Source organism: Streptomyces sp. R33, assembly GCF_041200175.1.
GTDB lineage: Bacteria > Actinomycetota > Actinomycetes > Streptomycetales > Streptomycetaceae > Streptomyces > Streptomyces katrae_B.
Genome location: NZ_CP165727.1, coordinates 7,702,308 through 7,727,347, shown reverse-complemented (window position 1 = coordinate 7,727,347; position 25,040 = coordinate 7,702,308). Strand labels below are relative to the sequence as shown.

The following is a 25,040-nucleotide window of genomic DNA, read 5'->3' as shown; positions in this document are numbered from 1 at the left end:
GGGCGTGTGTCAGTGGTTGATGCAGATGTTGCCGGCGGTCGGGTTCAGCACCCCGATGACGTTGATGCTGTTGCCGCAGATGTTGATCGGGATGTGGATCGGCACCTGGACGACGTTGCCCGAGAGGATGCCCGGCGAGCCGATGGCATAGCCCTCGGCCGAGGCATCGGCGGAAGCGCTGCCGATCCCGCCCAGCGTCGCACCAACGACCAGACAGGCCGCAACGGCCAGAGTACGGATCTTCATGTGGGGTCTCCCATCGGATGAGGGTGTGCCGGGCCATCCCATACCAGACGGGCCCGAAGGGGGCCGATTCACCCACTCGTGGGCGCCGTCCGCGGCGGGAGGAAGATTTTTTCCGGAAAGGGCAATCTCCCGGAGCGTCTGGACCGTATGCCCCTGTAGAAGCCTCTCCAGGAGGAAAGCTCATGGCGATCTTCACTCATCTCATCCCAGCAAACCGCCGTCACGGAAAGAGGGACTGGACCTCGGGGCACGACGACACCACCGGCAGGCGCCGGCACCGTCGCCACCGCAACACGGACCACGGCAACAACGGCCACCACGGCAACAACGGCCGCCACGGTCGCGGCTGCTGACCGCCGAGAACGGCTGGGCGGACCCCGCTCCTAGCACCGCCCAGCCGGCAATCCTTGAGGACCGCGTCCATGAGGCGTCTCGCGTGGCATGCGCTGCACCGGCTGCTGTCGGTGGCCGATGATCCCGATGCGGTCGTCGCCGCCGCGCCGCCGGTCGCTCCGCGTGAGGCCTTCCGGCGGTTCTGGCCGTACACGCGCGGCGGCCGGCGCTGGCTCTTCCCGATCCTCCTCTTCAGCATGATCGGCCCCCTCATCGACGCGGCCGAGATCTGGCTCTTCAAGATCGTGGTGGACGAGGTCCTCGTTCCGCGCGATCTGCGCCCCTTCCTCTGGATCGCACTCGCCTACCTGGGACTCGTCGTCCTGTCCGGGGTTCTGGAGTTCGCCGACGACGTGATGTCCACCTGGGTCGGCGAGCGCTTCCTGCTGGCCCTGCGCTCGGACGTCTACCGGCACGTCCAGGGGCTCTCGCTCGGGTTCTTCGAACGGCGGCGGCTGGGGGACGTACTCTCGCGCATCACCGGCGATGTCGACGCGATCGAGACGTTCCTCCTCTCCGGAGTGGCCAACGCCCTCTACTACGTCATCCAGTTGGGCGTCTTCCTCGGCCTGCTCTTCTACCTGAGCTGGGACCTGACCCTCCTCGCGCTGATCATCGTGCCGCTCTTCTGGGCCTCGGCCCGGCGCTTCTCCCGGCTGGTCAGGGCCGCGTCCCGGGAGCGGCGCCGGCGCAGCGGCTCGATCAGCGCGATAGCCGAGGAGTCGCTCGGCAACATCGCGCTGGTGCAGGCGTACAACCGGCAGGGGACGGAGGAAGGCCGGTTCGCCCGCGAGAGCATGGGCCGGTTCCGCGCGGAGATGGTCTCGGCCCGGATCCGTTCCGTCTACGGCCCGGTCGTCGAGGTGATCGAACTGACCGGCGCGCTGGCAGTGATGGGCCTCGGTACGTGGAAGCTGGCGCAGGGGCAGCTCACGCTGGGCGGACTACTGGTCTTCATCGCCCTGTTGAGCAAGCTCTACAGCCCGATCCGCGACCTGTCGCAGCTCACGACCACCTTCTACGCGGCGTCCGCTTCGGCCGAGCGGATCATCGAACTGCTCGACCAGCGCCCACAGGTCGTCGAGGTGGAGGCCGCACGTGCCCGCAGGATCGGGCGCGCCCGGGGTGATGTCGAGTTCCGCGGCGTCTCCTTCCGCTATCCGGGCACGTCGCGGTGGGCCCTGCGCGACGTCTCGTTGCGCGTGGAGCCCGGTACCACGCTGGCGCTGGTCGGTGCGAGCGGCGCGGGCAAGTCCACGATCGGGAAGCTGCAACTGCGCTTCTACGACCCGGACCAGGGGGCGGTCCTCCTCGACGGCACCGATCTGCGGGAGCTGCGGCTGTCCGAACTGCGCGAGAACGTCGCGGTCGTGCTGCAGGAGACGCTCGTCTTCCACGGCACCGTACGGGAGAACATCGCCTACGGCCGGCCCGGCGCAACGGAGGCGGACATCGTGGCCGCGGCCCGCGCGGCCGACGCCGACGGGTTCATCCGGTTGCTCCCCGAGGGCTACGACACCGTGGTGGGCCAGCGGGGCCGGACGCTGTCCGGCGGGCAGGCACAGCGCCTGGCGATCGCCCGCGCCATGGTCAGGGACGCGCCCGTACTGCTCCTGGACGAACCGACCACCGGCCTGGACGCCGAGTCGGGCCGCCGGATCATGGAACCGCTGCGCCGGCTGATGGCCGGGCGGACCACCGTCGTGATCTCGCACAACCTGCTCACCGTGCGCGACGCGACGTCCACGGTGGTCCTGGACCGGGGCCGGGTCGTCGAGTGCGGCACGCACGAGGAGCTGCTCCGCCGGGGCGGTGCCTATGCCCGCCTGCACCGCGCGAACGGCGGTGCGCCCGGGGCCGACGCGCCCACGGCCGCGACCGCCCTGAAGGTCCTGTCGTGAGCCCGAAGGTCCGGTCATGAGCCCTGCCACCGCCACCCGGCCCGTGGCCCCGCCCCTCGCACCCGGCACGTCCCCCGCGCCGGGGTACGAGGTCCTGGCGCACCTGGCCCGGACCGGCTGGCTCGACCTCTACGACGCCTGGAGCGAGGAACGGGACTGCCGGTGCGTGGTGAAGGTCCTGCGCCCCGACTGCCGCGACGATCCGCGGCTGGGAGAGCGGCTCGTCCGTGAGGGCCGCTGGCTCCGGCGCTTCACGCATCCGCATCTGGTCCGCGCGTACGAGAGCTTCGAGTCTCCCGAGCCGCTCGTCGTCCTCGAAACGCTGACGGGGGAGACGCTGTCCCACCTCATCGGCCGTCTGCCCCGGCGGGCAGCCGCCGAGGACGTGGCCGTCCTGGGCGTGCAGCTGTGCTCCGCGATGCACTACCTGCACGGGCAGGGCCTGCTGCACCTGGACCTGAAGCCGTCCAACGTCGTGGTGGAATGCGGTCACGCGAAAGTGCTCGACCTCAGTGTCGCCCGCCCGCCCGGCATCGCCCCGCCGGGCGTGGGCACGTTCGGCTACCTGGCCCCCGAACAGGCGTGCGGGGGACCCCTGTCGGCGGCGGCCGACGTCTGGGGCATCGGCATCACGCTGTACGAACTCGCCACTGGCGACGTGCCGTTCGACATTGGCGACACGGTCGACGGCACGACGGACACCGGGGGCGCGGACTGGTTTCCGCAGCTCGAAGAGGCGGCCCCGCCGGTGACCGCCCGCCGGCGCCTCCCGCGCGCCCTGGCTGCGGCCATCGACGGGTGCCTGCTGCCCGAGCCGGCGGCGAGGCCTTCGATCCCCGAACTGTCTGCCGCCCTCGACGCGACGCTGCATCGGCGGCGGCGCGACACACCTGTGCCGGAGTGACCGGAAAGGCGTCTGTCGGGAGCTGGCCCTATCTGCGTAATGTCACATTGCATGATGCTCTTACGGCGTGCCGCGTCCTTCGCGGTCCTTCTTGCCACCCTCCTCCCCCTGGCCGTCACCGCACCCGCGCACGCACAGGACGCCTCCTCCTGCCGCACCGCGCCCTCCGCGCCCCTCGACGCCGAGCAGGCGCGGCTCGAGGACGCGCGGACCACGGCCCTCGTCGAGCGCGCCGGGTTCGGGGACTTCGTACGGCGTTTTCCGGCCGCGCTGTGCGGGGTCCGGAGCCCCGCGGAGGCCGAGCGGCTGCTCGACAGCTGGGGCGGGGCCCTCTGGCAGTCCGCCGTACGCCGCGCCCAGGGGCAGCGGCCCGGCGGTGACCTCCCGGCCGGGGACGACCGGCCGCTGTACTGGACCCGGCTGGCGATGACCACCGCGCTCGCCCGCTGGGAGCCCGCCTTCGCCGCCGACCGTACCGCGCTGCGCGCCCGCTTCGAGGATGCCTCCCGCGGCCTCACCGACAACGCCTTCCGGACCGCTCCGGGCGTACGGCGCGTGTTCATCAGCGGCTTCGACCCCTTCGGTCTGGACGCCGAGCTCCGCCGCGCCAACCCCTCCGGTTCCGCCGCCCTGCGGCTCAACGGCCGCCGCATCACCCTCGCCGACGGCAGCCCCGCCGAGATCCGGGCCGTCGTCCTGCCCGTGCGGTACGCCGACTTCGACGCCGGCATCGTGGAGCGGGCCTTCGCCCCGCGCCTGGCCGGCGCTCCCGGCGGCCCCGGCGCGGCGGACGTCATCACCACCATCAGCCAGGGCTACCCCGGCCTCTTCACCCTGGAGGCCTGGGCCGGCCGGTCCCGGTCGGCGGATCCGTACCCCGACAACACCGGTTCCCTCTCCGGCGGCACGCGCGAGCACCCCGTGACCGCTCCCGGCCTCGCCCCGGGCGCCGAGTTCATCCGGACCACGCTCCCGACCGCCGCGGCGACCGGCGCCGTCCAGAGCCCGTACCCCGTGCTCCTGAACACCGCCGTCACCGAGATCCCGGCGGGCGCCACCGCACCCGTGGACCGCGAGGACGGCCCGACGCCGGGTTCGCGCGCGGTGGAGGGCGGCGGGGGCGGCTACCTGTCGAACGAGGTGGCCTACCGCTCCAACCGCCTCCGCGGCGACCTCGCCCCGCAGCTGCCCGGCGGTCACCTGCACACCCCGGTCCTCACCGGCCTCCCGGCGGACCCGAACCTGCTGACCGGCCCCGAGTTCGAGCGGAACGAGACCGCGATCACCGCCGAGGTCCGCACCATCCTCGAACACACCGCGGCGCGCCCCTAGGGGGTGTCGTCAAAGTCCCGTCTGGCCGGCGGGGTCTGGCACGCGCGCTCGCGGCGTTGTCGTCGGTCGACGACGCGAGCGTCGCCTCCCTCCTCCGCCTTGCGATCACACGCACCAGACCCCGCCGGCCCCGCCCTCACGGGCGGACGACGCTACTTTGACGACACCCCCTAGTCACGAAGTGCCTACAGGGATCCGAGTTCGTCGCTCAGATCCCTGAGGCCGAGTGAGCCGAGCGAGAGCGCGGCCATGTGCCAGCGTTTGAGGTCGAAGTCCGGGCCCTGCTTGGCCCGGGCCCGCTCCCGTCCCTCCAGCCAGGCCCGTTCGCCGAGTTTGTACGAGATGGCCTGGGCGGGCCTGCCCAGGTAGCGGATGATCTCGCTGTCCAGGTAGGCCGGGGGCCGGCTCGAGTAGCGGCCGAGGAACTCCCGTGCCAGCGCGGGAGTCCACCGCTCTCCGGGCCGGAACGGCGAGTGGGCGGGGATGCGCAGCTGCAGGTGCATGCCGATGTCGATCACGACGCGGACGGCCCGCATCATCTGGGCGTCGAGATGGCCCAGCCGGTGGGCGGGGTCGGTGAGGAACCCCAGTTCGTCCATGAGGCGTTCGGCGTACAGGGCCCAGCCCTCGGTGGTGGCGCTCACCTTGGCGACCTTGGTCTGGTAGCGGGAGAGGTCGGCCGCGACGAACGTCCAGTGTCCCAGCTGGAGATGGTGCCCGGGGAAACCCTCGTGGTACCAGGTGGACACGAGGTTGTGGGTGGGGAAGCGGGTCCGGCCCAGCGTGGGCAGCCAGGTCCGGCCCGGACGCGCGAAGTCGAGGGACGGCTGCGAGTAGTACGGGGCCGCCGCGCCACCGGGCGGCGCGATGCACGACTCCACGCGCCGGACCGGCTCGGCGATGTCGAAGTGCCGCCCGTCCAGGGCCTCCACGGCCTCGTCCATCAGCGATTGGAGCCACAGCCTGGTCTCCTCCACGCCGTGGACGCTCCTGCCGTGCTCCCCGAGCCAGGCCAGCACGACCCACGGATCCTGGCCACCGGGCAAGATGCGCTCCGCCTCGGCCCGCATCTCGGGCAGCAGCCGGTGGAACTCCTCCCAGCCGTACGCGTACGCCTCGTCGAGGTCGAGGTCCGCGCCGGTGTAGTAGCGCGCGAAGCGGCCGTAGCGCTCGCGCCCGACGGCGTCCTCGGCACCCGCGCCGGTGGCCTGCGCACCGTACTCCTGCCGGAACCACTCCCCCAGCTCCGCGAAGGCCCGCGCCGCCACCCGCGCCGCGGCCCCCACCTCGGCCCCCATGTGCGGCGGCGCACCGGAAGCCAGCCGGCCGAATCCGCCGCCCCCGGTACCCAGCCACTCCTCCAGCTGTGCCACGTTGGCCCGTACCTGTCGGGGCGCCGCGGTCGTTCCGCGCCGCGCGCCCTCGGCGAGGGAGGCCCGGTAGCCGCTCAGGCACCCGGGCACGGCACGCAGCCTTTCCGCGACCGCCGCCCAGTCCTCGGGCGTACGGGTCGGCATCAGGGCGAAGACCTTGCGCACCCGGTGCAGGGGCGAGGAGATGTTGTTCACGGCGCGCAGGTGCTCGCCGGCGTCGTACTGGGCGAGTTCCGCCTCGAGCCGTTCCCGCAGCAGCCGCGCGCACCGCCGCTCGACGTCGGCGCCGCCGTCCGTGTGGGCGGCGAGCCGTACGAGGGTCTCGCGCGCGAGCCCGGCCTCGGCCAGGGCCCCGTCGGGCGAGTAGTCGGGCAGTCTCCCGGCGCCGACGGACGTGCCGAGGTACGTCCCGGTGATCGGGTCGAGCGCGACGAGTGCGTCGACATGGGCGTCGGAGATCTGACGGGGCAGCTCACGCTGATGCCTCAACATGCCCCGGCTCCTGCCCGCCCCTCCCCCGGACAAGCCCCCGGCACAACCCTTTGGCCGGTATCCGGCGATCAGCACGTGCACCCCGGCGGCGGCACCAGGACCGCGCGGGACAGCGCGTCCCGAAGTACGGGCCTACCGCGTCCGGAGGTGGTGAGTGGTGCCTTCGGCGATGGCCCGGAGCTTGTCCGGGTTGGCCACGTTGTGGATGGCGGCGATGCGGCCGTCGGCGTCGAAATCGAAGGTGACGGTGGCGATCACCCGGCTCGGTCCGCTGAACAGCACGCCGGGCCCGCCGTTGATTTCGACGAGTTCGGCGTTCATGTCGGCCGGCTCGACGCCCTGGTAGGTGACCGTGCCGATGGCCGCGAACCAGGCGGCGACCGTGGATGCGCCCACGACCGGAAGCAGGGCCTGGCGGACCTTGCCGCCGCCGTCGGTCCACAGGGTGACGTCCGGGGACAGCAGCTCCATCAGGGCGTTGACGTCGCCACCGGTGGAGGCGGCGAAGAACCGCTCGGTGACCTCGCGCTGCCTCGAGCGGTCCGTGGGGAAGCGCGGCCGACGGGCCCGTACGTGCTCCCGAGCGCGGTGCGCGGCCTGCCGCACCGCGACTTCGGAGCGCTCCACCGCCTCCGCTATCTCGGCATGGCTGAAGTCGAAGACCTCCTTCAGCACGAACACCGCACGTTCGAGCGGGCTCAGCGTCTCCAGCACCACCAGCATCGCCATCGACACCGACTCGGCGTCCGTGACGGCCTCGGCGGCGTCCCCGCCGGTGAGAAGGGGCTCGGGAAGCCACGGCCCCACATACGTTTCGCGCTTGTACCGGGTGGAGCGCAGCCGTTCCAGCGCCAGATTCGACACGATCCGCGTCAGGTACGCCTTGGGATCGGCCACCTGCGAGCGGTCGGCGGCCGACCATTTGATCCAGGCGTCCTGGACCGCGTCCTCGGCATCGGCCGCAGTGCCGAGGAAACGGTAGGCCACCGAGAACAGCAGATTGCGGTGCTGGTGGAACATCTGCTGGTCGAAGTCCGCGGACGGCTGGGTCACCGGACCTCCTGGGCCCGGGTGAAGCGGCCGCCGCGCGGCCAGAACGCGCCCGAGGCGGGCATCTTCTTCATACGGCCGTAGGTCGGCCAGGGGGAAGCAGTCACGGTCTCCTTATACCGTGCCGCCGTACGGCCGGTCAGATACGTCCGCCGGGGGCTGTCGTCGGGGCGGGTGAACTGCACGACCGCATCGTGCCGCCCCAGGCTCACCGGGGTGTGGTAGTAGCCGAATCGGAAGGGCTTGGGCTGCTTGCCCTTCAGCATCCGGAAGATCGACACCGCAGCGTGCACACCGGTCGGCATGCCGCCCTGGCAGGTGCCGTGCATGACGCCGTAGCCCTGGCGGACGGCGGCCGCGTCGCCCACGGCGTACACCTCCGGGTGCGATACCGACCGCAGCGCGGCGTCGGTGACGATGCGGCCGCGGTCGTCGACGGTCAGCCCGGCGGCGGCCGCCAGCGGCGACACCCGCGTACCGCTCGTCCACAGGACCACGTCGGCGGGGATGCTCTCCCCGCCCGCCAGCTCGACCGCATCGGGCAGCACCTTCACCACCTCGGCCCCGCCACGCGCCTGGACGCCCAGACGCTCGAGCGCGGCGTGCAGATACGTCCTGGCCTTCGGGTTCATGGCCGCGCCGGGTTCGCTCCGGCCCAGCAGCACGACGTTCAGCTCCGGATACTGCTCGGCGATCTCCGCGGCCGACTCGATGCCGGTGAGCCCGTTGCCCGCGACCACCACCGTGCCGCTGCCGAGCCCGGCCAGCCGGTCGGCCAGCACCCCGGCGTCCTGCACGCCGTTCAGGGTGTACGCGTGGTCCTCGGCCCCCGGCACCGCCGCTGTGTCGGCCACGCCGCCCAGCCCGTACACGAGCGTGTCGTAGTGCAGGATCCGGTCATCGTCGATCCGTACGGTCCTCGCGTCCGCGTCCACCGCCGTCACCCAGCCGCGCACGAACTGCGCACCCGTGCCGGCCAGCAGCTCCGGGATGCTCAGTTCGGCGAGCCGCTGCCCGGTCCCGGTCATGTGCAGCCGCATCCGCTCGGTGAACCGCTCCTGCGCGTTCACCAGGGTCACCTGCACGCCCTCGCGTCCCTTGACCCGGGCCGCGAGCTGGATCGCCGCGGACATGCCCGCGTAACCCGCCCCCAGGACCAGAACACGATGCGTGCTCGCCCCTGCTCCGTGCCGTTCGTCCATCGCTCCGCCTTCCTCCGCCTGCTGCTGACGACCACCAGACGGAAGCGGTCGGCCCGTTCGTGACATGCGGCCGATGTGACGCGCGCCACAGCCGCCATGGCGGCCGTCCACCACACCCCCCCCGGCAGTCAGGAAGCGGTACAGACAGGGTGGTCCGGGGGCTTCACCGGGAGGCTGCCCCTTTCCTCGGCCGTGAACTCGCGGTGGCCGATGATGCTGCACAGCTCGCGCTGCCACAGGTCGGGGTCCAGGACGAGGGGGGCCGCCTTTGCCGTCGGCGTCCGCGTAGATGACCGTACGGCCGTCCTTGGAGACGTCGATGAACGAGAACCTGCCCTGGGACAAGGCACCCCTGCCTGGAAGACCGGCGCATCGGCCTCCTGGAACGGCGACAGGCTGGGGTACGGCGAGGGCGGAAGGACCAGATCCCTCAAGTCCGGCACGGCCGACAGCAGTCCCGGGTGGGGATCAGGTAACTCGCCGCAGGATCCACGGAGTCGACCTGGCCGCCAACGGCTACCGGGTCTCACTGGCTTCAGCGGCGGCCGGTCTGGGACGACGAACTCCCGGGCGTGGTCGGCATGATGGCGGTGGCGGAGCCTGTACCCAGCCGTTGACCTGCCGGTCCGCAGCACGCCGGAATGCCGTACCCCACCGGGGCGGCCGGAGGGAAAGCCGAAGGCAACGTGCGGGATGGCCCCACACGTCCTGGGCCTCGACCGGCCGGAGGGGACGCGCGCCGGACAAGGGGGCGCTCAGCCGGAGCACGGCCGCGGATGCGCAGCACGGCCGCGTCGAGCACCCTCGGACCCGCCGCCCCGACGGCATCGGGGGGCGACGGGATCACTGTGCCGGGCCGGCGGACGCGGCAGGCGCGGCCGAGGGGGTATCGGAGTCGGTGGGCGGCGATTTGTGCCAGGTCAGCGACACACTGAAGTTGGCCTCGGCCGCCGTGCTGGAGATCACCACATCGGCCTCGGCGGAGAGCGACAGCCCGAACTCGACCACGATCTCGTCGGGCGCGTCGGCCATGCCGCGAAAGCTCTCGACGAACCGCTGTGCGACCGGCCGGACCCCGGCCAGCATCTCCCCCAGAGACCGCGTGGCCCGGGCCACGACCTGACCCGGTCGAGCGACCTGGACCAGCCCCTCCCCCGCCTCCGCGATCTCCACCTTCACCACATCGGACGCCGCGCCCGCTGCGCCCACGGGTAACTCCACCAGAAACGACACGCCCGTCCCTTCGCATGGGCCCCGTCCCCACCGCGTGAGCCCCCGCTCTCTCTACCCCAGCAGCCGCGCCCGGTGAACCCCTTTGCACGACCGAATGCCGACAACCGGCCCGAGGGCTCCTGCCGCGCCCGGCCAGGGGCCGCTCGCTCACCTTGCCGGGCGCTGCCTGCGGGACGGGGCAGCAGCGCAGGCGAGCCTGTCGGCCCGGCCGCCCGCACCGCCCGCCCCCGTCGGCATGGTGGGGGTTCAGCGGGCGCTGCCGATGTTGCGGTCGGCGTCGGAACCGCTCAGCATCAGGGTGGTTTCCTCGATGCGGTGGAAGCGGCCGTCGGGGGCGAGGTCGGCGAAGACGTAGACCTCCATGGTGACGGTGGTGCCGTCGTTCTTGGTGATGTGGCAGGTGTGCCGGTCGGCGTACTTGTTGCCGTCGTACAGCTCGTCGTGGACCTCGACCGTGCCGCCGGCGACGATTCCGCGCAGGTGGCTGATGTGGTCGAGGAACTCGGCGCGGTCGGCCCACTCGCCGTCCGTGCGCTGGCGGTACCCGGGGGTGAAGTGGCGCTCGGCGGCCTCCTCCAGGGTGATGTCGTGGTTGAAGAGCAGGTCGTTGAGGGCGGCTTCGATTCCGGTGCGGTTCATGATGACGCGTCCTTCGGGTGAGTACGTGGGTGTGGGTGTGGGTTCGGCGCGGGCCGCTCAGGCCGTGGCTGCGAGGGTGGTGTCCAGCCAGTCGTAGATGCGGGCGAGGGCCAGGCGCATGGCGCCGGGGTGGCAGTGGGCGCCGGCGCCTTCCTCGGCGGTGAACAGCATCAGGGTCTTGGGGCACGTCAGGTGCTCGTAGAGCTGCTCGGGCTGTCCCTTGAAGAACTCGTCCTCGGCGGCGTCGCACACGAGGGTGGGGCACTGGATCAGCTCGGCGATGCCGCCGTCGAGGGTGTAGTCGAGGTACGAGGCGCTGAAGGCCCGTGGAGTGTCGACGCCCATCACGTACATGCCGTGGTTGATCGCCCACCGTGCGGTGGCGTCCTGATCCATGATCTGATCGAGGCGGGCGTCGAGTTCGGGGGCGGAATCCGCGCGCAGGAGCCGTTCCGCCTGGTCGCGGTCGCCGGGGAGGTGGCGGGTGGATATCTGGCCGAGGTCGTAGACGCCGTCGACGGCTATCAGGGCGGCGAGGCGGTGTTCGAAGGCTGCTGCCCTGGGGGCGAGTATGCCGCCCATGCTGCTCCCGAGGAGCGCGATGCGGCTGTTGTCGACCTCGGGGAGCGTTTCGGCGAAGTCGACGACCGGGGTGATGACGTTCTCCCAGTCCGGGCGGAAGACCAGGTCCTGGTGGTGGCGGGGGCCGGGCTGCCCCGGGCCGTCGAAGGTCAGGACGGTGTACCCGCGCTCCACGGCGGCCAGCGCGCCGCTGAAGTGGAGTTCCTCGGCGGTGCCGTCGAAACCGCTGTGCATGATCAGGGTCGGGCGGGGCGTGCCGGTGTCGTCGGCCCGGTAGAGGTAGCCGAGCAGGGTGGTGCCCTCGTAGGGGATGCGGACCGGCTCGATGCGGGGGGTGTAGAGCGCGGCTGCGGCCTGGAAGCAGGTCACGCTGCGGTCGTAGGCGTAGTCGTGGCGGGGGTCGCACGGGTGACCGTGCTGGAAGAACTCCGCCGAGCGGTAGTAGTTCGAGGCGCGCAGGAATCCGTCCCGGGCGCTGATGGTGTGGCCCGCGTCCAGGGCCCGCTGGGCTTCGGCGGCGACCCGGTCGGCGGTCGCCATCCACTCCTCGTGCCAGCTGTCGTAGTCGCCTTCCTTGATGCGCTCGCTGGTGGAGACGACCTCGCCGAAGTCGGCGCCCCCGTAGGCGATGTGGCTCATCGAGCGCAGGGTCTCGTACCAGAACTGGGTGTTGTCGGGGAACAGCAGCGGCTTCATCACACTCTCCTTAAGCACAGATCTGTGCGTACGAGGGGACTGTAGACCCTGCGGACGCCACTAAGCAAATAGTTGTGCTTACGATGTGGGGGTGACTTCGAAACAACCGGCCCCGCGCCTTCGCAAGAGCCCCGAGCAGGTCCGCTCAGCGGTCCACCAGGCCGTCATCGACCTGCTGTCCGACCCCGAGGGGGCGGACCTGACCATCCCCGCGGTCGCGCAACGCGCCGGGGTGAACCACACCAGCGTCTACCGGCGCTGGGGCAGCCGGGAGGCGCTCCTGGCCGACGTGGTCGTCACCCGCCTCGAACGGGACTGGCCGCTGGCCGACACCGGAACCCTGCGGGGCGACCTGACGGCATGGGCCGAAGCGGGCGTCGCGAGCATCCGCACCCCGGAAGGGCGACTGCTCATCCGCGCCGTCGCCCTGTCCATGCCGGGCAGCGCCACAGCCCAAGGGGAACGCGCGCAGCAGTTCGAGCGCCGCATCGGCGCCATCGAACGCATCCGCGACCGCGCCACCGCCCGCGGCGAGGTCCCCCCACCCCTCGACCAGATCCTCGACCAGCTCGTCGCACCGCTCTACCTGCGGGCGATCTTCGGCATCGACCCGCCGGCCTCCGGCTACCCGGAACTCCTCGTGGACCGTCTCCTGGGGGTGTCGTCAAAGTAGCGTCGTCCGCCCTGAGGGCAGGGCAGCCCGAACAGCGCTCCCCGCCAGGTCGATCCCGCGCCGAGTGTCCGACAAGGCCGGCAAGGTCACCCAGGCCGCCTGCCCGGCGCTGTGATCCGCCCGAGCAGACCGGCGTCGGCGAATCCCGCGCCTCTGAGCGGACCGCGCAGCCGGCCGGGGCTCAGAACCGGTGCACCCTCGCCGAGGCCTCGGCCCAGTGCCGGTTCACGGGGGTGAACTGCTTCTTCAGCGCGGCGCGCTGGGCCCCGTACGCCCGCGGGGCATCCTCCAAGGCCGCCGGCAGATCGCCCAGGTCCTCCGGTACCGGCACGCGCAGGAGCAGGTTCTGCTCGCGGTGCACGAGGAGCAGCTCGCCGGCGGGGGCGCACCCCACTCGCAGGGCCGCCTCGTGCAGGACGAGACGAGCTCGGTCAGTGACGGTGACGGCCGGTTCGCGCCGCCGACCGGCCCGTACCGGGTGACCATCCCGTACGTGAAGTCCCGCTCGGCCGGGTCCTGGGAGGCTGCGCCGGAGTCCGGCAACGGCGCGGCGAGCCCCGCCCAGTACGTACGTATCGCCGGACGCGGCCGTCGCAACGTCGAACACCGCGAAGGCCAGCCGTCGGGGGCTTGGAGGCCAGATCGACGCGGTGCGCCTCCACCAGTGAAGCGGGCAGGGTCATGGGGAACGTGTGAACCACGATCAGAATGGTCCGACGCTCCACCGCCGCCTGGTTCCCGCCGCAGGCCGGACCGTTCACGTGGACACGGAACCGCACTCAGCGGACGAGCTCAGGCGTCGAGGTCCAGCTCGAAGGCAGTCTGGACGTCGACGCAGTCGACCTCTCCGGAGGCCGACCGGCCCACCCAAACCGGGTGGACGCCATCGCTGCCCGTGCAGAAGACCGCCAGGTCCGCGCCCAGGCCGCCGCCGTCGAGGTGCATGCCGGCGGCCGAATCGGCGAGCTTGTCGGCCTCGGGTGATCCCTGCCAGTTCGCCCGCTCCAGCAGGTCCCGCAGGTCCTGCCAGACCGCGGCGTCGCCGAAGGCGCCCGTTGCCCCGTCCGTGCCGAAGCCGAAGGCCGCTCCCGCACGGAGCCGGAGCGTATCGTCCCCGGGCCGAGCGCCATCTCCCAGGCCGCCACCGGGGCGTCGCCGATGTGGGTGCCGGGCCGGAAGACCCGGTCGAAGTCGGTGGACCCGCGCAGCCGGGAGGGCTCCCCGCGCCAGCCGGACGCCGCGGACACCAGCTTCGCGGCGACCCGGTCCGGGAGCGCGTCCGCGACCGGGAGCGCCGGCCAGTCGTCGAAATCCGGGCGGGCCGACCAGAGGTCCTCCTCGGCCACCGACACCTCGGCCTCCAGGGAGGCGCCCCGCATGCCCTCGGGCTGGTGCGAGATGCGGGCGGCACCGTCGGCGGAGAGCTCGACCGCCGTCCGGGGGCAGTGCACATCGAACTCCGCCGTCTGCCCGTCCGGGTACCGCCGCACGCCATCTCCGGGCCGGTGTAGTGCCAGCAGCCGCATGTCCAGGTCGTACGTGCGGCGGCCCTGGGCGTCGTAGACCCACAGCCCGACGTAGTGGTCCCGCCAGGAGACGAGCCGGACCTCCAGCGGAGCCTCCCGGCCCGGCTCCCGGTACACCACGGCGTAAGGAAGCCCGGCGGCATCCCGCTCCCGGGCCTCCCCGGCGGATATCGGCCGCCAGGGCGCCCGGGATTCCAGGTCCCACGCCTGCGCTTACCCCACCTCGACGACCATTGCCGCCCCCTGTTCCTGCGTCCTGCCTCGGCTGTGTGCTGAACGTGCAAGGTAGCCGGAGGCGGCGACAACGGCCTTACGGGGCACGCGTCAGCACGTCCACGCCGCCCAGGCCCACGGCATCCGCGCCGAGTCGTGGCGGCCCGCGTGCAGGTCGTCGCAGCGGCGGCTCACGAGGACGCCTCGGCCTGGACCGCTACGCACCCGGCGCCCGGTACTTGACCCGTTCGGCTTTGCGCAGGGCGTCCATGGTTTCGTCGACGGTCAGGAGGACCGTCGTCTCGAACGAGCTCAGCGCGCCGCCTCCGCTGATCGCCAGCGCAACCGCCGCCATGGACACGTTGTCGGGAGCCTCCCACAGGTTGTATCCGTCGTGCGTGCCGAAGGCGTACCAGAAGCCGTGGAGCTTCCCGCCGACGGACTCGATGTACGCCTGAGCGGCCTTTGTGCGGTCCTCGGGTCTGACGGTCAGCCTCGCCCAAGTCTCCGGTGTGTAGCTGAACCTCGATAGATAGAGCGGCATCATGTCTCCCTTGTCTTTCCACCAAGGGATGCCCCGGCAGGGCGGGAGACGCGCCGGATGCAGCCCGCGTATCCCCCGAATGGGCTGGGGACGACGACCGGCAGGGCCACGGCCGACGGGTCCGGGCCCGCAGCCGGGCGGGGGCATGACGGATCGTCCAGGCGGTGAGTTCCGCCCGACCGCCGGCAACGGGCGTTCGAGCATCCGGGGCACCGTCGATTCGTTGACAGGACTGAGAACGGACAACAGCCGGACGAAGGGGAACCACCGTGGAGAAGAACGCCTGGGACATCACCGGGGAGCTTGCCGTCTTCCTCGACGAGGCCGCCGCCCATGTGCCCGCCGAGCAGCGCCGCGTACTGCAGGTACTCAAGATCGGGGAGGAGTTCGGCGAAGCCGCCCAGGCCGTCATCGGTGCCACCGGCACCAATCCCCGCAAGGGCCGGTCCCACACATGGCAGGACGTGGAAGCGGAGGTGTGCGACGTACTCGTGACGGCGATGGTCTCGCTGCACCGGCTCGGCGTCGCGGACCCGGCCGCGCTGTTCACCGCGCACCTGGAGAAGACCGCCGCCCGGACCCTGGCTGCACGGGGGGCCTGAGCATGTGGATTCCCCCGAGAGGAAACCGCGCCTGAGTCCTCCATGGAGCGGCGCTCCGCACACCGAGCTGATGTGCGGAGCGCTGCCGCCGCCTGCATGCGGTGGCCGCCCGCCGGCACCGGCGCCCGGCCGGCGTGTCAGACGAGGTTCTTCTCCATGGCGGTGACGTACTGCTTGATGGGGTGGTCGCGCACGGCATCGCTCGTCGGGGCCAGGAGGTCGGCGGTGGCGCCCTTGACCCGGTCGCCCAAAGCGCCCAGCAGCGGCATGGACGAGCGGATACGCCCGGTGGAGTCGATGTAGTGCAGGGTGTCGACGTGGGTGTAGACGGGTTCGGGCGGCAGCTGCGGGACGATGTCGTTGTTGTTGACGTAACGGTGCAGCCGGTCCTTGAAGCTCTTGTTGCAGGCGGCCGCCAGGGCCCGTTCACAGGTGCGGGGCTGCCCGTAGGTGTAGATGCCGTCGGCCTGCAGGCGCGGCTCCTCCAGGTACATGCGACAGCCGGCCAGCATCGCGAGGGCGCCACCGAGGCTGTGGCCGGTGAACCACACGCTCTGATCGTTGTCGCGGAAGTCGGCCAGCGCCTCCTTCACGGTGGGGAAGACGGAGTCGAGGGCCTGGCCGAAGCCGTAGTGGACGAAGCCGGTCTTGGCCGGACCCGGCCACGGCGGGGTGGTGGCGTCGGAGAGCCAGTCGCGGATCTGGGCCGGTTCGGTCCCCCGGAACCCTGTGATGATCATCTTGTCGCTGGCGATCGTGTACGCCTGGGTGTCCTCGAGCGGGAACGGCGGCGTGAAGCGCGTGTGGTGGTGAGATACGCGGTCGAAGCCCCATTCCCGAGCCTGGGTCTCGACGGCCGCCTCGTCCTTGTAGGCGAGGGCGGCCGCCTGGACCATCCAGTAGGCGAGCGCCGGGCTGTGCTTCTTCGTGGCGTGGTCGATCGTCGTCGGTACGGGCACGAGATGCCTTCCTGCGTAGCGGGCTGCTCCGGACCCGCCGCGCGGCACCGCCAGGCATCCGGACCCGTCCCGGCCGGATCCGGTTGGCCGGCTCCGGAGGCAACCGTGCGCCCCGTGGGTGGGGCGAGGGCCGGCCGGTGTCCGCCGCTCGGCGGGAGAGCGGGGGTCATTCCGCGTGACGCTAACGGCGCAGCGCGGCCGGGCCGGCGGGGACATCACGGACCGCACGCGCAGGAACGATCCCCCGTCACCCGCTCGGCCCCGCGGCCGCAACAGCAGAACGCAGACCTGCGGGCCTCCGGCCCGACGCGGGGCTCGTCCTCGATGACACCGAGGAGCTGTTCGACCTCCGCGACTGCCGGCCTCCGTCACGAACGGAGGGTGAAGCCGCCCTTGATCACCCAGGTGCCGGCCTCCGTGGGCATGCAGTCGCCGGCCTTCGCCGGAGCATCGAAGTCCAGGGCGTTGGCCCCCGCCCAGCCGACCTGGCGCTGGCCGTTTTCGTCGAGGCCGAGGACCAGGCTCGCGAGCGGCACCACCGCCCTCCACCCCACCCTCGATGTAATAATCACCCACGGAGCTCACCTGTTACCTACGAGGGGGAAGTCTTGCCTTTCGCGCACACGGCCGAGGCCGTACGGGCATGGGTTCACGGTTGGTCCGCTTCGCGCGGCGCAGCCGAACCCGTGCCGTCCGCCTGGGGTTTCACCGTCGACGTGGGCCTCCACGGACACGTCATGCGGCACGTACTGCACTCTGCAGACGAAGCAACCGTCCACGAGATCACCCAGCACGCCACCGCACCCGGCGTCTGGCTGAAGGCCTTCGTTCCACCGGAGGCACTCGAACCCTGGCTCGCCCCTGGCTGGCACCTCGCCGGCGGATCCGGCTACCTGATGTCCGCCTCCCTGCCCATCACCCCCACCCGGGCCCCGGGGCCCCTTCCCGAGGGCTACCAGATGAACACCTGGACCCGGGACGGCGTCACCCGCGCTCTGGTGCGCACCGCCGACGGCGCATTCGCCGCGCGCGGCCAAGTCGCCGTCACCGGCCACAGCGCCGTCGTCGACCAGGTGGAGACCGACCCGGCCCACCAGCGCCGAGGCCTGGGACGCCTGGTGATGCACCGGCTTACGGAGGCCGCCGCGGAACAGGGGGCTGCGGCAGGCGTACTGGGCGCGACACCAGAGGGTCGGTCCCTGTACGAGACGACGGGATGGCGCGTACTGGCCCCGCTGACCAGCGCCCTGCGCGGCCCGGACACAGCCGACACCTGAGGGAACCACGAAACTCCTCATCCCGGCGGTCGGGGTCAATGCTCGTCGGCTAGCAGCAGGCGATGGTGCCGCAGCACGCCCTCGGCGGGCTGCATCAGCGTGACCGCCCCCGCCCGGCCGGCCGGCCGCGACGGGCGTGCGCATCGCGCTGATGCAGCCCGTGCATGCCTGATGCGGCCCGAGCGTCTGCGCTTCCGTGGACGCGGGATACCCCCACGGGTGAGGCTGCGGCACAGTGCGTGCCCTGCACAGCGTTCTCCTCGTTCACCGCAGGTGAAGCGCCTGCACGGGTTTCGGGCCGCCCATACGGACCCGCTGACCGGGTGCAGGGCTGCCCTGCCGAGTAGGCCCGGCCCCTGGTGCGCATTCCTCTCCCGTCGCCCCGCTCGGCGGCCGGCCTCCTGCCACTGCTGGGCTGCCTGTTGACCGGCTGCTCGGCCGCCGCGCCCGTCCCGGCTCCGGACGAGACGATCAAGGCGGCCACCCGGGCACTGACCGACGCCTGTCTCATGCGCCAGGGCCTCACCCCTCCCCATCCCGGCGAGAGTCCGCCGCCGACCGACGAGCAGCAGATCACCGCCGCCCTGTTCGGCAAGGGTCCGACGGAACTCTCCCTCACCCTGCCCACCGGGTACGTCGTTCGCGCCCACACCGACGGCTGCCTGGGCGCCGCCCAGCAGCGGCTCTACGGCGATCAGCGCCGCTGGTTCCGCGTGTCGGTCATCGTCAACAACCTCGAAGCCGAGGCCTCCCACACCCACCGGCCCCTGAGCGAGGTCCGCGACCGGCACCGCGCCGACCTCGCCGACTGGCACCGCATGCGCACCCGTGCCCTCTCCGAAGCCACCACCGTGCTCAACCAACCCCCATTCCAAGGAGACATGCCCCGATGAAGCGCCTCACCGTTCTGCTCGCGACTGCTGTCCTCTCCACTGCCGCGGTCCTGGCCACCGCCGCCGCCTCGCAGGCAGCCGAGTGCCGCCGCGGCTACTTCTGCGTCTGGACGCACGCCAACTTCGACGGCATGAAGATCGAACACTCGGGCGACGACCGCTGGTGGGAGGGCAACATGAACAACCAGGACTCCTCGTGGGCGAACCACGGGATCTCCGGACCGGGTGTCAAGGACCACGTCAAGGTCTACGACGGACGCGAACTCACGGGCGGGGTCACCCTCTGTCTGGCCCCCGGCCAGGAGGTCGGCTACAACGGTGGCGCCAACGACCGGGGCGGCTCACACACCTGGACTTCGGGCTGCTGACACCGCTCCCCGCGCAACGGCCGGCCGGCCACCGGGCCGGCCCGGCCGCCGGTATGCGCGGGCCGGTCGAGCGAAGGCGGCATCCTTCGGGCGGCGTTCACATCTGCCAGCCCTGGCCGGTGTGGTTTCCGCAGGGGTTGAGCACCAGGTCGAGGTTGAGTTCCGGGGGTCCGCCCGTGTCCAGGCACAGGCCGCTCGCCGGGTTGGTGAACCGGCCGGCACCGGCGTCGTAGTGCCATTGCTGGCCGCTGTAGTAGCCGCACGGATTGAGCACGGCCGTGACGCCGACGGCGGGCTTCCCGTTCGTGTCGAGGCACAGGCCGCTGGGAGTGTTCGTGAGGTGCAGGCTCGTCTCGTCGTAGCCCCAGATCTGACCGCTGTAGATCCCGCACGCACGGAGCACGACGTTGAGTCCGGGTCGTTGCGGACCGTCGGTGTCGATGCACAATCCACTGTGGGTGTTGGTGATCGGGCCCGTGGACGCAACAGGTGATGACGGCGGTGGAGGCGGTCCGGTCACCGCTGGTGTGGACGGCGCCGTCGTCCCGGACGCAGCCGATGGAGGTCTCGTCCTGGGAGGGGTGGGCGCCGCTGACGTCGTGGGAGACGAGAAGGGGGCCGTGCTCGCCGGTCGACGCGGAGGCTGCGTCGTGTTCGAGGCGGTCGAGTGGCCTCGGCCGGGCAGGACCGTCCACAGGACCCCGGCAGTCAGGAGGAGCACCAGCACTGTCGCAGCAGCGTTCCGCGTGGTGCGCTGCTTCAGCAGCGGGGTCGGCGACGCGGCCGGTTCAGGCATCTGCCAGGCAGTGGCAAGTACGGTGCTGACAGCGTCGGCATCAGCGCCGCCGTCGCCGTCGCCGTCGCCGTCGAGGACCGTCCGAGGATCCTTGCCACCGGTCAGCTCGGAGAGCAGGTTTCCGGGGGCGGGACGCCGCTCGGGCGATCTGGCCAGGGCCGACATCAGCAGTGGCTTGAGGTGAGAGGGAACACCGTCCAAGTCGGGTTCTTCGTGCAGGACCCGGTAGAGCACCGCCTCGGTCGGCCCCGTGCCGAACGGGGGCCGTCCAGTGGTGGCATACGCGACCGTCAGCGCCCAGGCGAACACATCGGCCGGAGGTCCGGCTTGGCCGCGAACCTGTTCCGGTGCCATGTATCCCACGGTCCCCACAGCGATGCCGGTGCGGGTCAGCGCCGTCGCGTCGTCGGCCCGTGCGATGCCGAAATCGATGACCTTCGGGCCCTGGTCCGACAGGAGGACATTGCCGGGCTTGAGGTCGCGATGCACGATGCCGGCCCGGTGGATCGCCACGAGCGCCTCGGCGAGCCCGACGGCGAAGGCGTGCGCCATGTCACCACGCAGGGGCCCGTGCTCGCCCACGTGCTCCGCCAGCGTGGGGCCTTGTACGTACTCCATGACGACGAACGGGCTGCTCGCCTCTGCCTCCACCGCCAACACCTGTGCCGTGCACGTGCCCTGAACGCGCAGCAACGTCGCGGCCTCACGCCGGAACCGCGCCCGGAACTCGGAGTCCGAGGCAAGTTCTTCCCGTAACCGCTTGAGGGCGACCAGCCGGCCGTCAGGACCTTGTGCCAGGTAGACGACACCCATGCCACCTGCACCCAGTCGACCGACCAGCGTCAGCTCGCCGATCCGCTTCGGGTCCCCCGCGCGCAGCCCGCTCAGACTCACCTAGCTCCTCCTGAAACATAGGGTTGTCGCGGACCGCGGACGCCCTGGAGGCTTTCGGCCCGCCAGGCTCCCCCCTCGATCCGGCTCAGGCCCAGAATGCAGCACACCAACACGGTTGGGCACAGGGTTCGTTGATGCCGGAATCGAGATGCAGCACGGGCACTCGCCGCCTCGGACCAGCCGCGCGAACGGGGCGGCCGCCGACGCGGCGTTGCCCGCGCGGGACGCCGCCCGCCTGTTCCGCCTCGCACTCGAACAGGCCCCGGCCACATCGTGCTGATCCCAGATGAGATGTCTTGGTGATCATGGTTGTTGGAAGGGGGGCAACCTGCGCGCCGACGACCCGGGCCCTGCGCACTCGCACATACGCGAACCCCTACCCTGGTGCCCGACACATGGCGGGATTCGAACAGTGCGACGAACGGGAGTTGACAGGTGACGGGGGCGAACGGCGCGGATCTGGCCGGCGAGGTTCTGGGCGGGCGATACCGCGTGACCGCGACGATCGGCCGCGGTGGCATGGGTGTCGTCGCCCGGGCGGTGGACCAGTTGCTGAACCGCGAGGTCGCCGTCAAGGTGCTGCGCGCCTACACCGACGCCTCCCCGGCCGAACTGGCCGATCTGCGGGTCCGGATGCAGAGGGAGGCGCAGGCCGCCGCCCGTATCCGTCACAGCGGTGTGGTCACCGTGCACGACGTGGTCGAGGAGCAGGGGCTGCCGGTCATCGTCATGGAGCTGGTCGACGGGCCCTCCCTCGACAACGTGCTGGAGGAGCGCGGCTCACTGGATCCGCGCGAAGCAGCCGCCATCGGCGCCAAGCTGATGGACGCGCTCGACGCGGCACACCGGGCCGGGGTCCTCCACCGGGACGTCAAGCCCGGCAACGTACTGCTCGAACGCAGCGGCCGGGTCGTGCTCACCGACTTCGGCATCGCCAGCATGGAGACCTCCGGCGACGAGGCCCTGGCCAAGCTGACCCAGAGCGGTCAGATCGTCGGCTCCCTCGACTACCTGCCACCGGAGCGCGCACAGGGCCAGGTCCCGGGTGCCGCGTCGGACATCTGGGCGCTCGGCATGACGCTGTACGCGGCCGTGGAGGGCGCTTCGCCTTTCCGCCGTACGTCGGTGTGGTCCACGCTGGCGGCGATCGTCAGCGAACCGCTGCCCGAGCCCCGGCGCGCCGGACCGCTCACGCCGGTATTGCAGGCGCTGATGGCCAAGGATCCGCTGCAGCGGCCCGACGCCGCGCAGGCGCGCGAGATGCTGGAGGCGGTCGCCGAGGGCAAGGCGGCGGACCTCGCGGTGGCACCGGCGGCGCCCCAGCCCGTCACTCCGCCGGGCTTCGGCCCCGTCGTCGCGGCACCGTTCTCCCAGCCCGCCCCCCAGCCCGTCGCTCCCTACATGCCGGCCGGCCCGTACGCCGCCCCTCCGCAGGCGGGCGCCGCGCAGCGGGGCATGGGGCCCGGCATACCCGCCGGTCACCACAGCGGTTCCGAGACCCGTGCCACGACGGTCCGCGGGCGCCGCCGCACCCGTACCATCGTCGCGGTGACGGCCGCCACCGTCCTCACCTGCGGCGGAGTCGCCTACGCCCTCGTGGACATGCGAGGCGTCGAGGGCGGCGGATCGAGCACCGCGCTTCCCACGGCGAGCACCCCTGCCGGCGGTGACGTGCCCGGCGCGGGCGGCACGTCCCTCGGCCCCGGCGGGACGCCGTCCGGCACCCCGTCGAAGAAGGACGGGGGCCGAGAGACCGGACCCACGGCATCGCCGGGCAGCGGAGGCGGCAAGCCGGCCGGGAACCCGTCAGCCTCTCCGAAGGCGACTCCCGGGTCCACGGTGAAGGAGCCCACCCCGGTGCCGACGGCGTGCACCGGCTGGGCCCATGCGAACAGCAGCAACGGCTACGGCCACGCGGCCCAGGAGACCCACCTCTACTCCGGTCCGTACGCGGCGTGCTCCTATGTGACCTTGGTCAAGTCCGGCACGAAGGTCTTTTACCACTGCTACGTCACCAACGCCGAGGCCAACAAGTGGATCTACGCCCGTATCGCGGGCACGGACACCGAAGGCTGGGTGTTCAGCGACAAATCGACCCTGGACGGCGGAACGCTTGCCCGCTGTTGAGTCCGCGACTCTTCCCGACGCCGCCCCCTGAAGTCACTTGGCGGCGTCACCTCTGTCTCAGGACGAGTCTCCGCAGCGGGCCGCAATCGCGGTTGCGCGGTTGCGCAGGGAGGCGCGCAGCGACTCCGTCCCGTCCTTGGCCTGCATGGCTCCACTCGCGCCATAAATCGAACACATGCTTGAATTAGTGGATGCAGTGCACCTCCTTCCCAGACGACCTGGTCTCCCTCCAGGCCGAGTGGCTCCGTACCTACCGGGAACTGGCCCGGCGGCCCGCGACCGCCGGCACGACCCCGCTCCGCCGCCGGCTGATCGCGCTCTCGCGCGCGATCGCCGCCCATCCGTACTGGTCGCGCCCGGCCCGTACGGCGGGCGGCCCGGTCGAGCTCCGCCGCGCAGCGAGGGCCAGAGGCTGGGTGAGAGCGGCATGACGAGCGCCTGCCCCGGAAACGACCCGGGACCCGACGCGCCGGCCCCGCCTCCCCGCGTGGTGGTACACCCCCCGGACCACCGCGGGTGGCGCCGGGTGCGGTGCGACGGCCAGAGCCTGGGCACGGCGTACCGGATCAGCGACATCGCCGTCTTCCTCGCCTCGAGGGGCATGGAGAACGCCGAGGACTTCGACGTCACGGACCCCGCCCTGGTCGACTGGCGCGGCGGCGGCCCCGAGTGCTGGACACCACCGCCGGTGTAGCGAGCCCAGGCCGGGCGGAGCTGCCGACGAGGTCGGGCTATGGCCCGGGGCCCAGGCCCCAGCGCCGTCGGACAACGCTGGTCAACGGCGGTCCCCTTGTCCCGGACAAGCCCGGACAGCTCACAGCCTGGTGGCAGGTGGGCCCACGCGTCAGCCTGGGCAACCAGCCATCCAGGTAAAGGAGAAAGCGCATGCACGTTCGACACACCCATGCCGCACGCCGGACCCGGGGCACGCTCGCGGTCCTCGGGTTGCTGCTGGCGGCGGCGACCGCCACGGCGGCGCCGTCCGCAGCGGGCGAGACGGCAGGCGCAAGCCCCGCCGGGGTGGAACGGATCAGCCTCGGCAACGGAACAACGCTGCTGCGCGGCGTGGATTCCCCGGCGGAACTGGCAGCGTCCTGCAGGGCCGGGTACTTCTGCGGCTACAGCTCCGAGAAGGGGTTCGGGGCGGAATGGGGGTGCGGGTCCACCGGCATGCCGTGGTACGGCGGCGGCTGGTGGTACAACAACCTGGCCGGCACCAACGACCGGGTTGCGATGTACACCAGCTCGGGCATCTACCGCACGCCCCACTCGCCCTCACAGGACACCACCGCCAACTGGACTCCGGTCACCAGCATGGTGGTGTGCGTGGCCTGAGCCCCTGGACGGGGCGGAGCCGCGTGGCGGGTTTCCGGGCCGAGTCACGAGCGGTCACTGACCGGTCTTCACGCTCGGGCGGTGCGCGAAGGCCCCACCCGTCGAGGTGGGGCCTTCGCCGTTCGATCTGCGGGCGCGTCCTACGGCAGTTTCCCCGCCGCGGTCTTGTACTCCTCGGCTTGGGCGGGGGTGAGGTAGTGGCTGACCCGGATGAGATGGATGCCGTGGACGTAGTCGTACTCGGTGAGGGCGGGAAGGGCCTTGGTGGCGGCCTGGATGTAGGTAGCGCGGGCCTGGGCCTCGGTGTTGCTGGCGAAGGTTTCGATGGCGCCGCCGAGTTGTACGTCGCCGGGCTCGAGGCCCTGGGTGTCGGCCGGTTGGATGCGACTGTCGCCGAACGTGATCTTCGACGTGTACTGGCCGGGCCGGCCCAAGAGGTGGTTGGGGTCGTTGTCCGCGGTGACCGGGGTGCTACCGGTCACGGAGGGCACGGCCGCCGCGATCTTCTTGAACGCGGTCGCAGCATCGGCGGCGGGCTGTGTTGCCGAGGACGAGGACGGGGCGGTGGGCGGCGCCGGCTGGGGCTTGCTGTCGTTGCTGCCGGGGCTCGAGCAGGCGGCGGCCAGCAGGGCGGTACCGACTGCGAGCGCGGCGAGGCGCGTGGTGCGGGTCATGAGTCCCACAGGGTGTCTGCCGCGGGAGGGCCCTGTTCGCGGAGTTGCCGACTCGTGACCTTGGTGCTCGGACTGGGGGCCTTTGGCGTATTGCCCGTTGGCGGGTTGCGACGCGT

General features: G+C 71.6%; 27 protein-coding genes. 13 read left to right on the top strand and 14 right to left on the bottom strand.

What is annotated here, in order from left to right; all coding sequences use genetic code 11:
- Positions 1-9 precede the first annotated feature (9 nt).
- Positions 10-246 carry a chaplin gene (locus tag AB5J51_RS35475; protein ID WP_053787507.1) on the bottom strand — a complete coding sequence of 79 codons (237 nt, stop codon included), beginning with the start codon at positions 244-246 and terminating at the stop codon, positions 10-12.
- A gap of 182 nt (positions 247-428) precedes the next feature.
- Between AB5J51_RS35475 and AB5J51_RS35470 the strand changes: the two genes are divergently transcribed.
- The 4 genes from AB5J51_RS35470 (at position 429) to AB5J51_RS35455 (ending at position 4,776) form a co-directional block, all read left to right on the top strand.
- Positions 429-599: a hypothetical protein gene (locus tag AB5J51_RS35470; RefSeq protein ID WP_168724187.1), complete on the top strand. Its 171-nt coding sequence runs from the start codon at positions 429-431 to the stop codon at positions 597-599.
- Between the two features lie 69 nt (positions 600-668).
- Positions 669-2,540, top strand: coding sequence for an ABC transporter ATP-binding protein (locus AB5J51_RS35465; protein ID WP_369779568.1), 1,872 nt, complete (start codon positions 669-671; stop codon positions 2,538-2,540).
- A gap of 16 nt (positions 2,541-2,556) precedes the next feature.
- Positions 2,557-3,444, top strand: a complete 888-nt coding sequence (locus AB5J51_RS35460; protein ID WP_369779567.1) for a serine/threonine-protein kinase — start codon at positions 2,557-2,559, stop codon at positions 3,442-3,444.
- A 51-nt stretch (positions 3,445-3,495) separates the two neighbouring features.
- Positions 3,496-4,776 (top strand): pyroglutamyl peptidase, encoded by a 1,281-nt coding sequence (locus tag AB5J51_RS35455; RefSeq protein ID WP_369779566.1) that lies wholly within the window; start codon positions 3,496-3,498, stop codon positions 4,774-4,776.
- A 185-nt stretch (positions 4,777-4,961) separates the two neighbouring features.
- On the opposite strand, the gene AB5J51_RS35450 is transcribed toward AB5J51_RS35455, so the two are convergent.
- The 6 genes from AB5J51_RS35450 to AB5J51_RS35425 form a co-directional block, all read right to left on the bottom strand.
- A complete protein-coding gene (locus tag AB5J51_RS35450; protein WP_053787511.1) occupies positions 4,962-6,641 on the bottom strand; it encodes a DUF885 domain-containing protein in 1,680 nt (559 codons plus the stop codon).
- 132 nt (positions 6,642-6,773) lie between these two features.
- Positions 6,774-7,694 carry an RNA polymerase sigma-70 factor gene (locus AB5J51_RS35445; RefSeq protein ID WP_369779565.1) on the bottom strand — a complete coding sequence of 307 codons (921 nt, stop codon included), beginning with the start codon at positions 7,692-7,694 and terminating at the stop codon, positions 6,774-6,776.
- Positions 7,691-8,893, bottom strand: coding sequence for an NAD(P)/FAD-dependent oxidoreductase (locus tag AB5J51_RS35440; protein WP_369779564.1), 1,203 nt, complete (start codon positions 8,891-8,893; stop codon positions 7,691-7,693). The genes AB5J51_RS35445 and AB5J51_RS35440 overlap by 4 nt, the downstream gene beginning before the upstream one ends.
- Positions 8,894-9,736: 843 nt before the next feature.
- Entirely contained in the window at positions 9,737-10,102 is a 366-nt protein-coding gene (locus AB5J51_RS35435; RefSeq protein ID WP_369779563.1) for a CU044_2847 family protein, read from the bottom strand.
- Positions 10,103-10,372: 270 nt separating this feature from the next.
- Positions 10,373-10,765: a nuclear transport factor 2 family protein gene (locus tag AB5J51_RS35430; protein WP_030295901.1), complete on the bottom strand. Its 393-nt coding sequence runs from the start codon at positions 10,763-10,765 to the stop codon at positions 10,373-10,375.
- Positions 10,766-10,822: 57 nt separating this feature from the next.
- Complete coding sequence (locus AB5J51_RS35425; RefSeq protein WP_369779561.1) at positions 10,823-12,043, bottom strand: alpha/beta fold hydrolase; 1,221 nt, start codon at positions 12,041-12,043, stop codon at positions 10,823-10,825.
- A gap of 91 nt (positions 12,044-12,134) precedes the next feature.
- Here AB5J51_RS35425 and AB5J51_RS35420 point away from each other — a divergent pair, with 91 nt between their 5' ends.
- Complete coding sequence (locus AB5J51_RS35420; RefSeq protein WP_240805191.1) at positions 12,135-12,716, top strand: TetR/AcrR family transcriptional regulator; 582 nt, start codon at positions 12,135-12,137, stop codon at positions 12,714-12,716.
- Positions 12,717-12,897: 181 nt separating this feature from the next.
- Here the strand turns inward: AB5J51_RS35420 and AB5J51_RS35415 are convergent, their stop codons facing one another.
- The 3 genes from AB5J51_RS35415 to AB5J51_RS35405 all read right to left on the bottom strand — a co-directional run bounded on the left by AB5J51_RS35415 (position 12,898) and on the right by AB5J51_RS35405 (position 14,999).
- Positions 12,898-13,110 carry a hypothetical protein gene (locus AB5J51_RS35415; RefSeq protein ID WP_369779560.1) on the bottom strand — a complete coding sequence of 71 codons (213 nt, stop codon included), beginning with the start codon at positions 13,108-13,110 and terminating at the stop codon, positions 12,898-12,900.
- 398 nt (positions 13,111-13,508) lie between these two features.
- Positions 13,509-14,285 (bottom strand): DUF4241 domain-containing protein, encoded by a 777-nt coding sequence (locus AB5J51_RS35410; RefSeq protein WP_369779559.1) that lies wholly within the window; start codon positions 14,283-14,285, stop codon positions 13,509-13,511.
- A 387-nt stretch (positions 14,286-14,672) separates the two neighbouring features.
- Complete coding sequence (locus tag AB5J51_RS35405) at positions 14,673-14,999, bottom strand: GYD domain-containing protein (RefSeq protein ID WP_053787633.1); 327 nt, start codon at positions 14,997-14,999, stop codon at positions 14,673-14,675.
- 269 nt (positions 15,000-15,268) lie between these two features.
- On the opposite strand from AB5J51_RS35405, the gene AB5J51_RS35400 reads away from it, so the two are divergent.
- A complete protein-coding gene (locus AB5J51_RS35400) occupies positions 15,269-15,601 on the top strand; it encodes a MazG-like family protein (RefSeq protein WP_053787517.1) in 333 nt (110 codons plus the stop codon).
- A gap of 137 nt (positions 15,602-15,738) precedes the next feature.
- On the opposite strand, the gene AB5J51_RS35395 is transcribed toward AB5J51_RS35400, so the two are convergent.
- The gene (locus tag AB5J51_RS35395) at positions 15,739-16,560 is read right to left on the bottom strand and encodes a lipase family protein (RefSeq protein ID WP_234382231.1); all 822 of its coding nucleotides are present in this window, start codon (positions 16,558-16,560) and stop codon (positions 15,739-15,741) included.
- 368 nt (positions 16,561-16,928) lie between these two features.
- Positions 16,929-17,096, bottom strand: coding sequence for a hypothetical protein (locus AB5J51_RS35390; protein ID WP_369779558.1), 168 nt, complete (start codon positions 17,094-17,096; stop codon positions 16,929-16,931).
- Between the two features lie 72 nt (positions 17,097-17,168).
- Between AB5J51_RS35390 and AB5J51_RS35385 the strand changes: the two genes are divergently transcribed.
- The 3 genes from AB5J51_RS35385 (at position 17,169) to AB5J51_RS35375 (ending at position 19,098) form a co-directional block, all read left to right on the top strand.
- Positions 17,169-17,837: a GNAT family N-acetyltransferase gene (locus AB5J51_RS35385; protein WP_369779557.1), complete on the top strand. Its 669-nt coding sequence runs from the start codon at positions 17,169-17,171 to the stop codon at positions 17,835-17,837.
- A 359-nt stretch (positions 17,838-18,196) separates the two neighbouring features.
- Positions 18,197-18,730, top strand: a complete 534-nt coding sequence (locus AB5J51_RS35380) for a hypothetical protein (protein WP_369779556.1) — start codon at positions 18,197-18,199, stop codon at positions 18,728-18,730.
- Positions 18,727-19,098: a peptidase inhibitor family I36 protein gene (locus AB5J51_RS35375; RefSeq protein ID WP_369779555.1), complete on the top strand. Its 372-nt coding sequence runs from the start codon at positions 18,727-18,729 to the stop codon at positions 19,096-19,098. The genes AB5J51_RS35380 and AB5J51_RS35375 overlap by 4 nt, the downstream gene beginning before the upstream one ends.
- 97 nt (positions 19,099-19,195) lie before the next feature.
- Here AB5J51_RS35375 and AB5J51_RS35370 read toward each other — a convergent pair whose 3' ends face one another.
- Entirely contained in the window at positions 19,196-20,788 is a 1,593-nt protein-coding gene (locus AB5J51_RS35370) for a serine/threonine protein kinase (protein WP_369779554.1), read from the bottom strand.
- Positions 20,789-21,223: 435 nt separating this feature from the next.
- On the opposite strand from AB5J51_RS35370, the gene AB5J51_RS35365 reads away from it, so the two are divergent.
- From AB5J51_RS35365 to AB5J51_RS35350, 4 genes are all read left to right on the top strand, one after another.
- Positions 21,224-22,915, top strand: coding sequence for a protein kinase (locus AB5J51_RS35365; protein WP_369779552.1), 1,692 nt, complete (start codon positions 21,224-21,226; stop codon positions 22,913-22,915).
- 191 nt (positions 22,916-23,106) lie between these two features.
- Positions 23,107-23,346, top strand: a complete 240-nt coding sequence (locus tag AB5J51_RS35360) for a hypothetical protein (protein ID WP_053787521.1) — start codon at positions 23,107-23,109, stop codon at positions 23,344-23,346.
- Between the two features lie 56 nt (positions 23,347-23,402).
- Positions 23,403-23,609, top strand: a complete 207-nt coding sequence (locus AB5J51_RS35355) for a hypothetical protein (protein WP_240805185.1) — start codon at positions 23,403-23,405, stop codon at positions 23,607-23,609.
- A gap of 191 nt (positions 23,610-23,800) precedes the next feature.
- Entirely contained in the window at positions 23,801-24,250 is a 450-nt protein-coding gene (locus AB5J51_RS35350) for a hypothetical protein (protein WP_053787523.1), read from the top strand.
- A 140-nt stretch (positions 24,251-24,390) separates the two neighbouring features.
- Here the strand turns inward: AB5J51_RS35350 and AB5J51_RS35345 are convergent, their stop codons facing one another.
- On the bottom strand, positions 24,391-24,924 hold the full coding sequence (locus AB5J51_RS35345) for a hypothetical protein (protein ID WP_369779551.1): 534 nt from the start codon (positions 24,922-24,924) through the stop codon (positions 24,391-24,393).
- Positions 24,925-25,040: the final 116 nt, after the last annotated feature.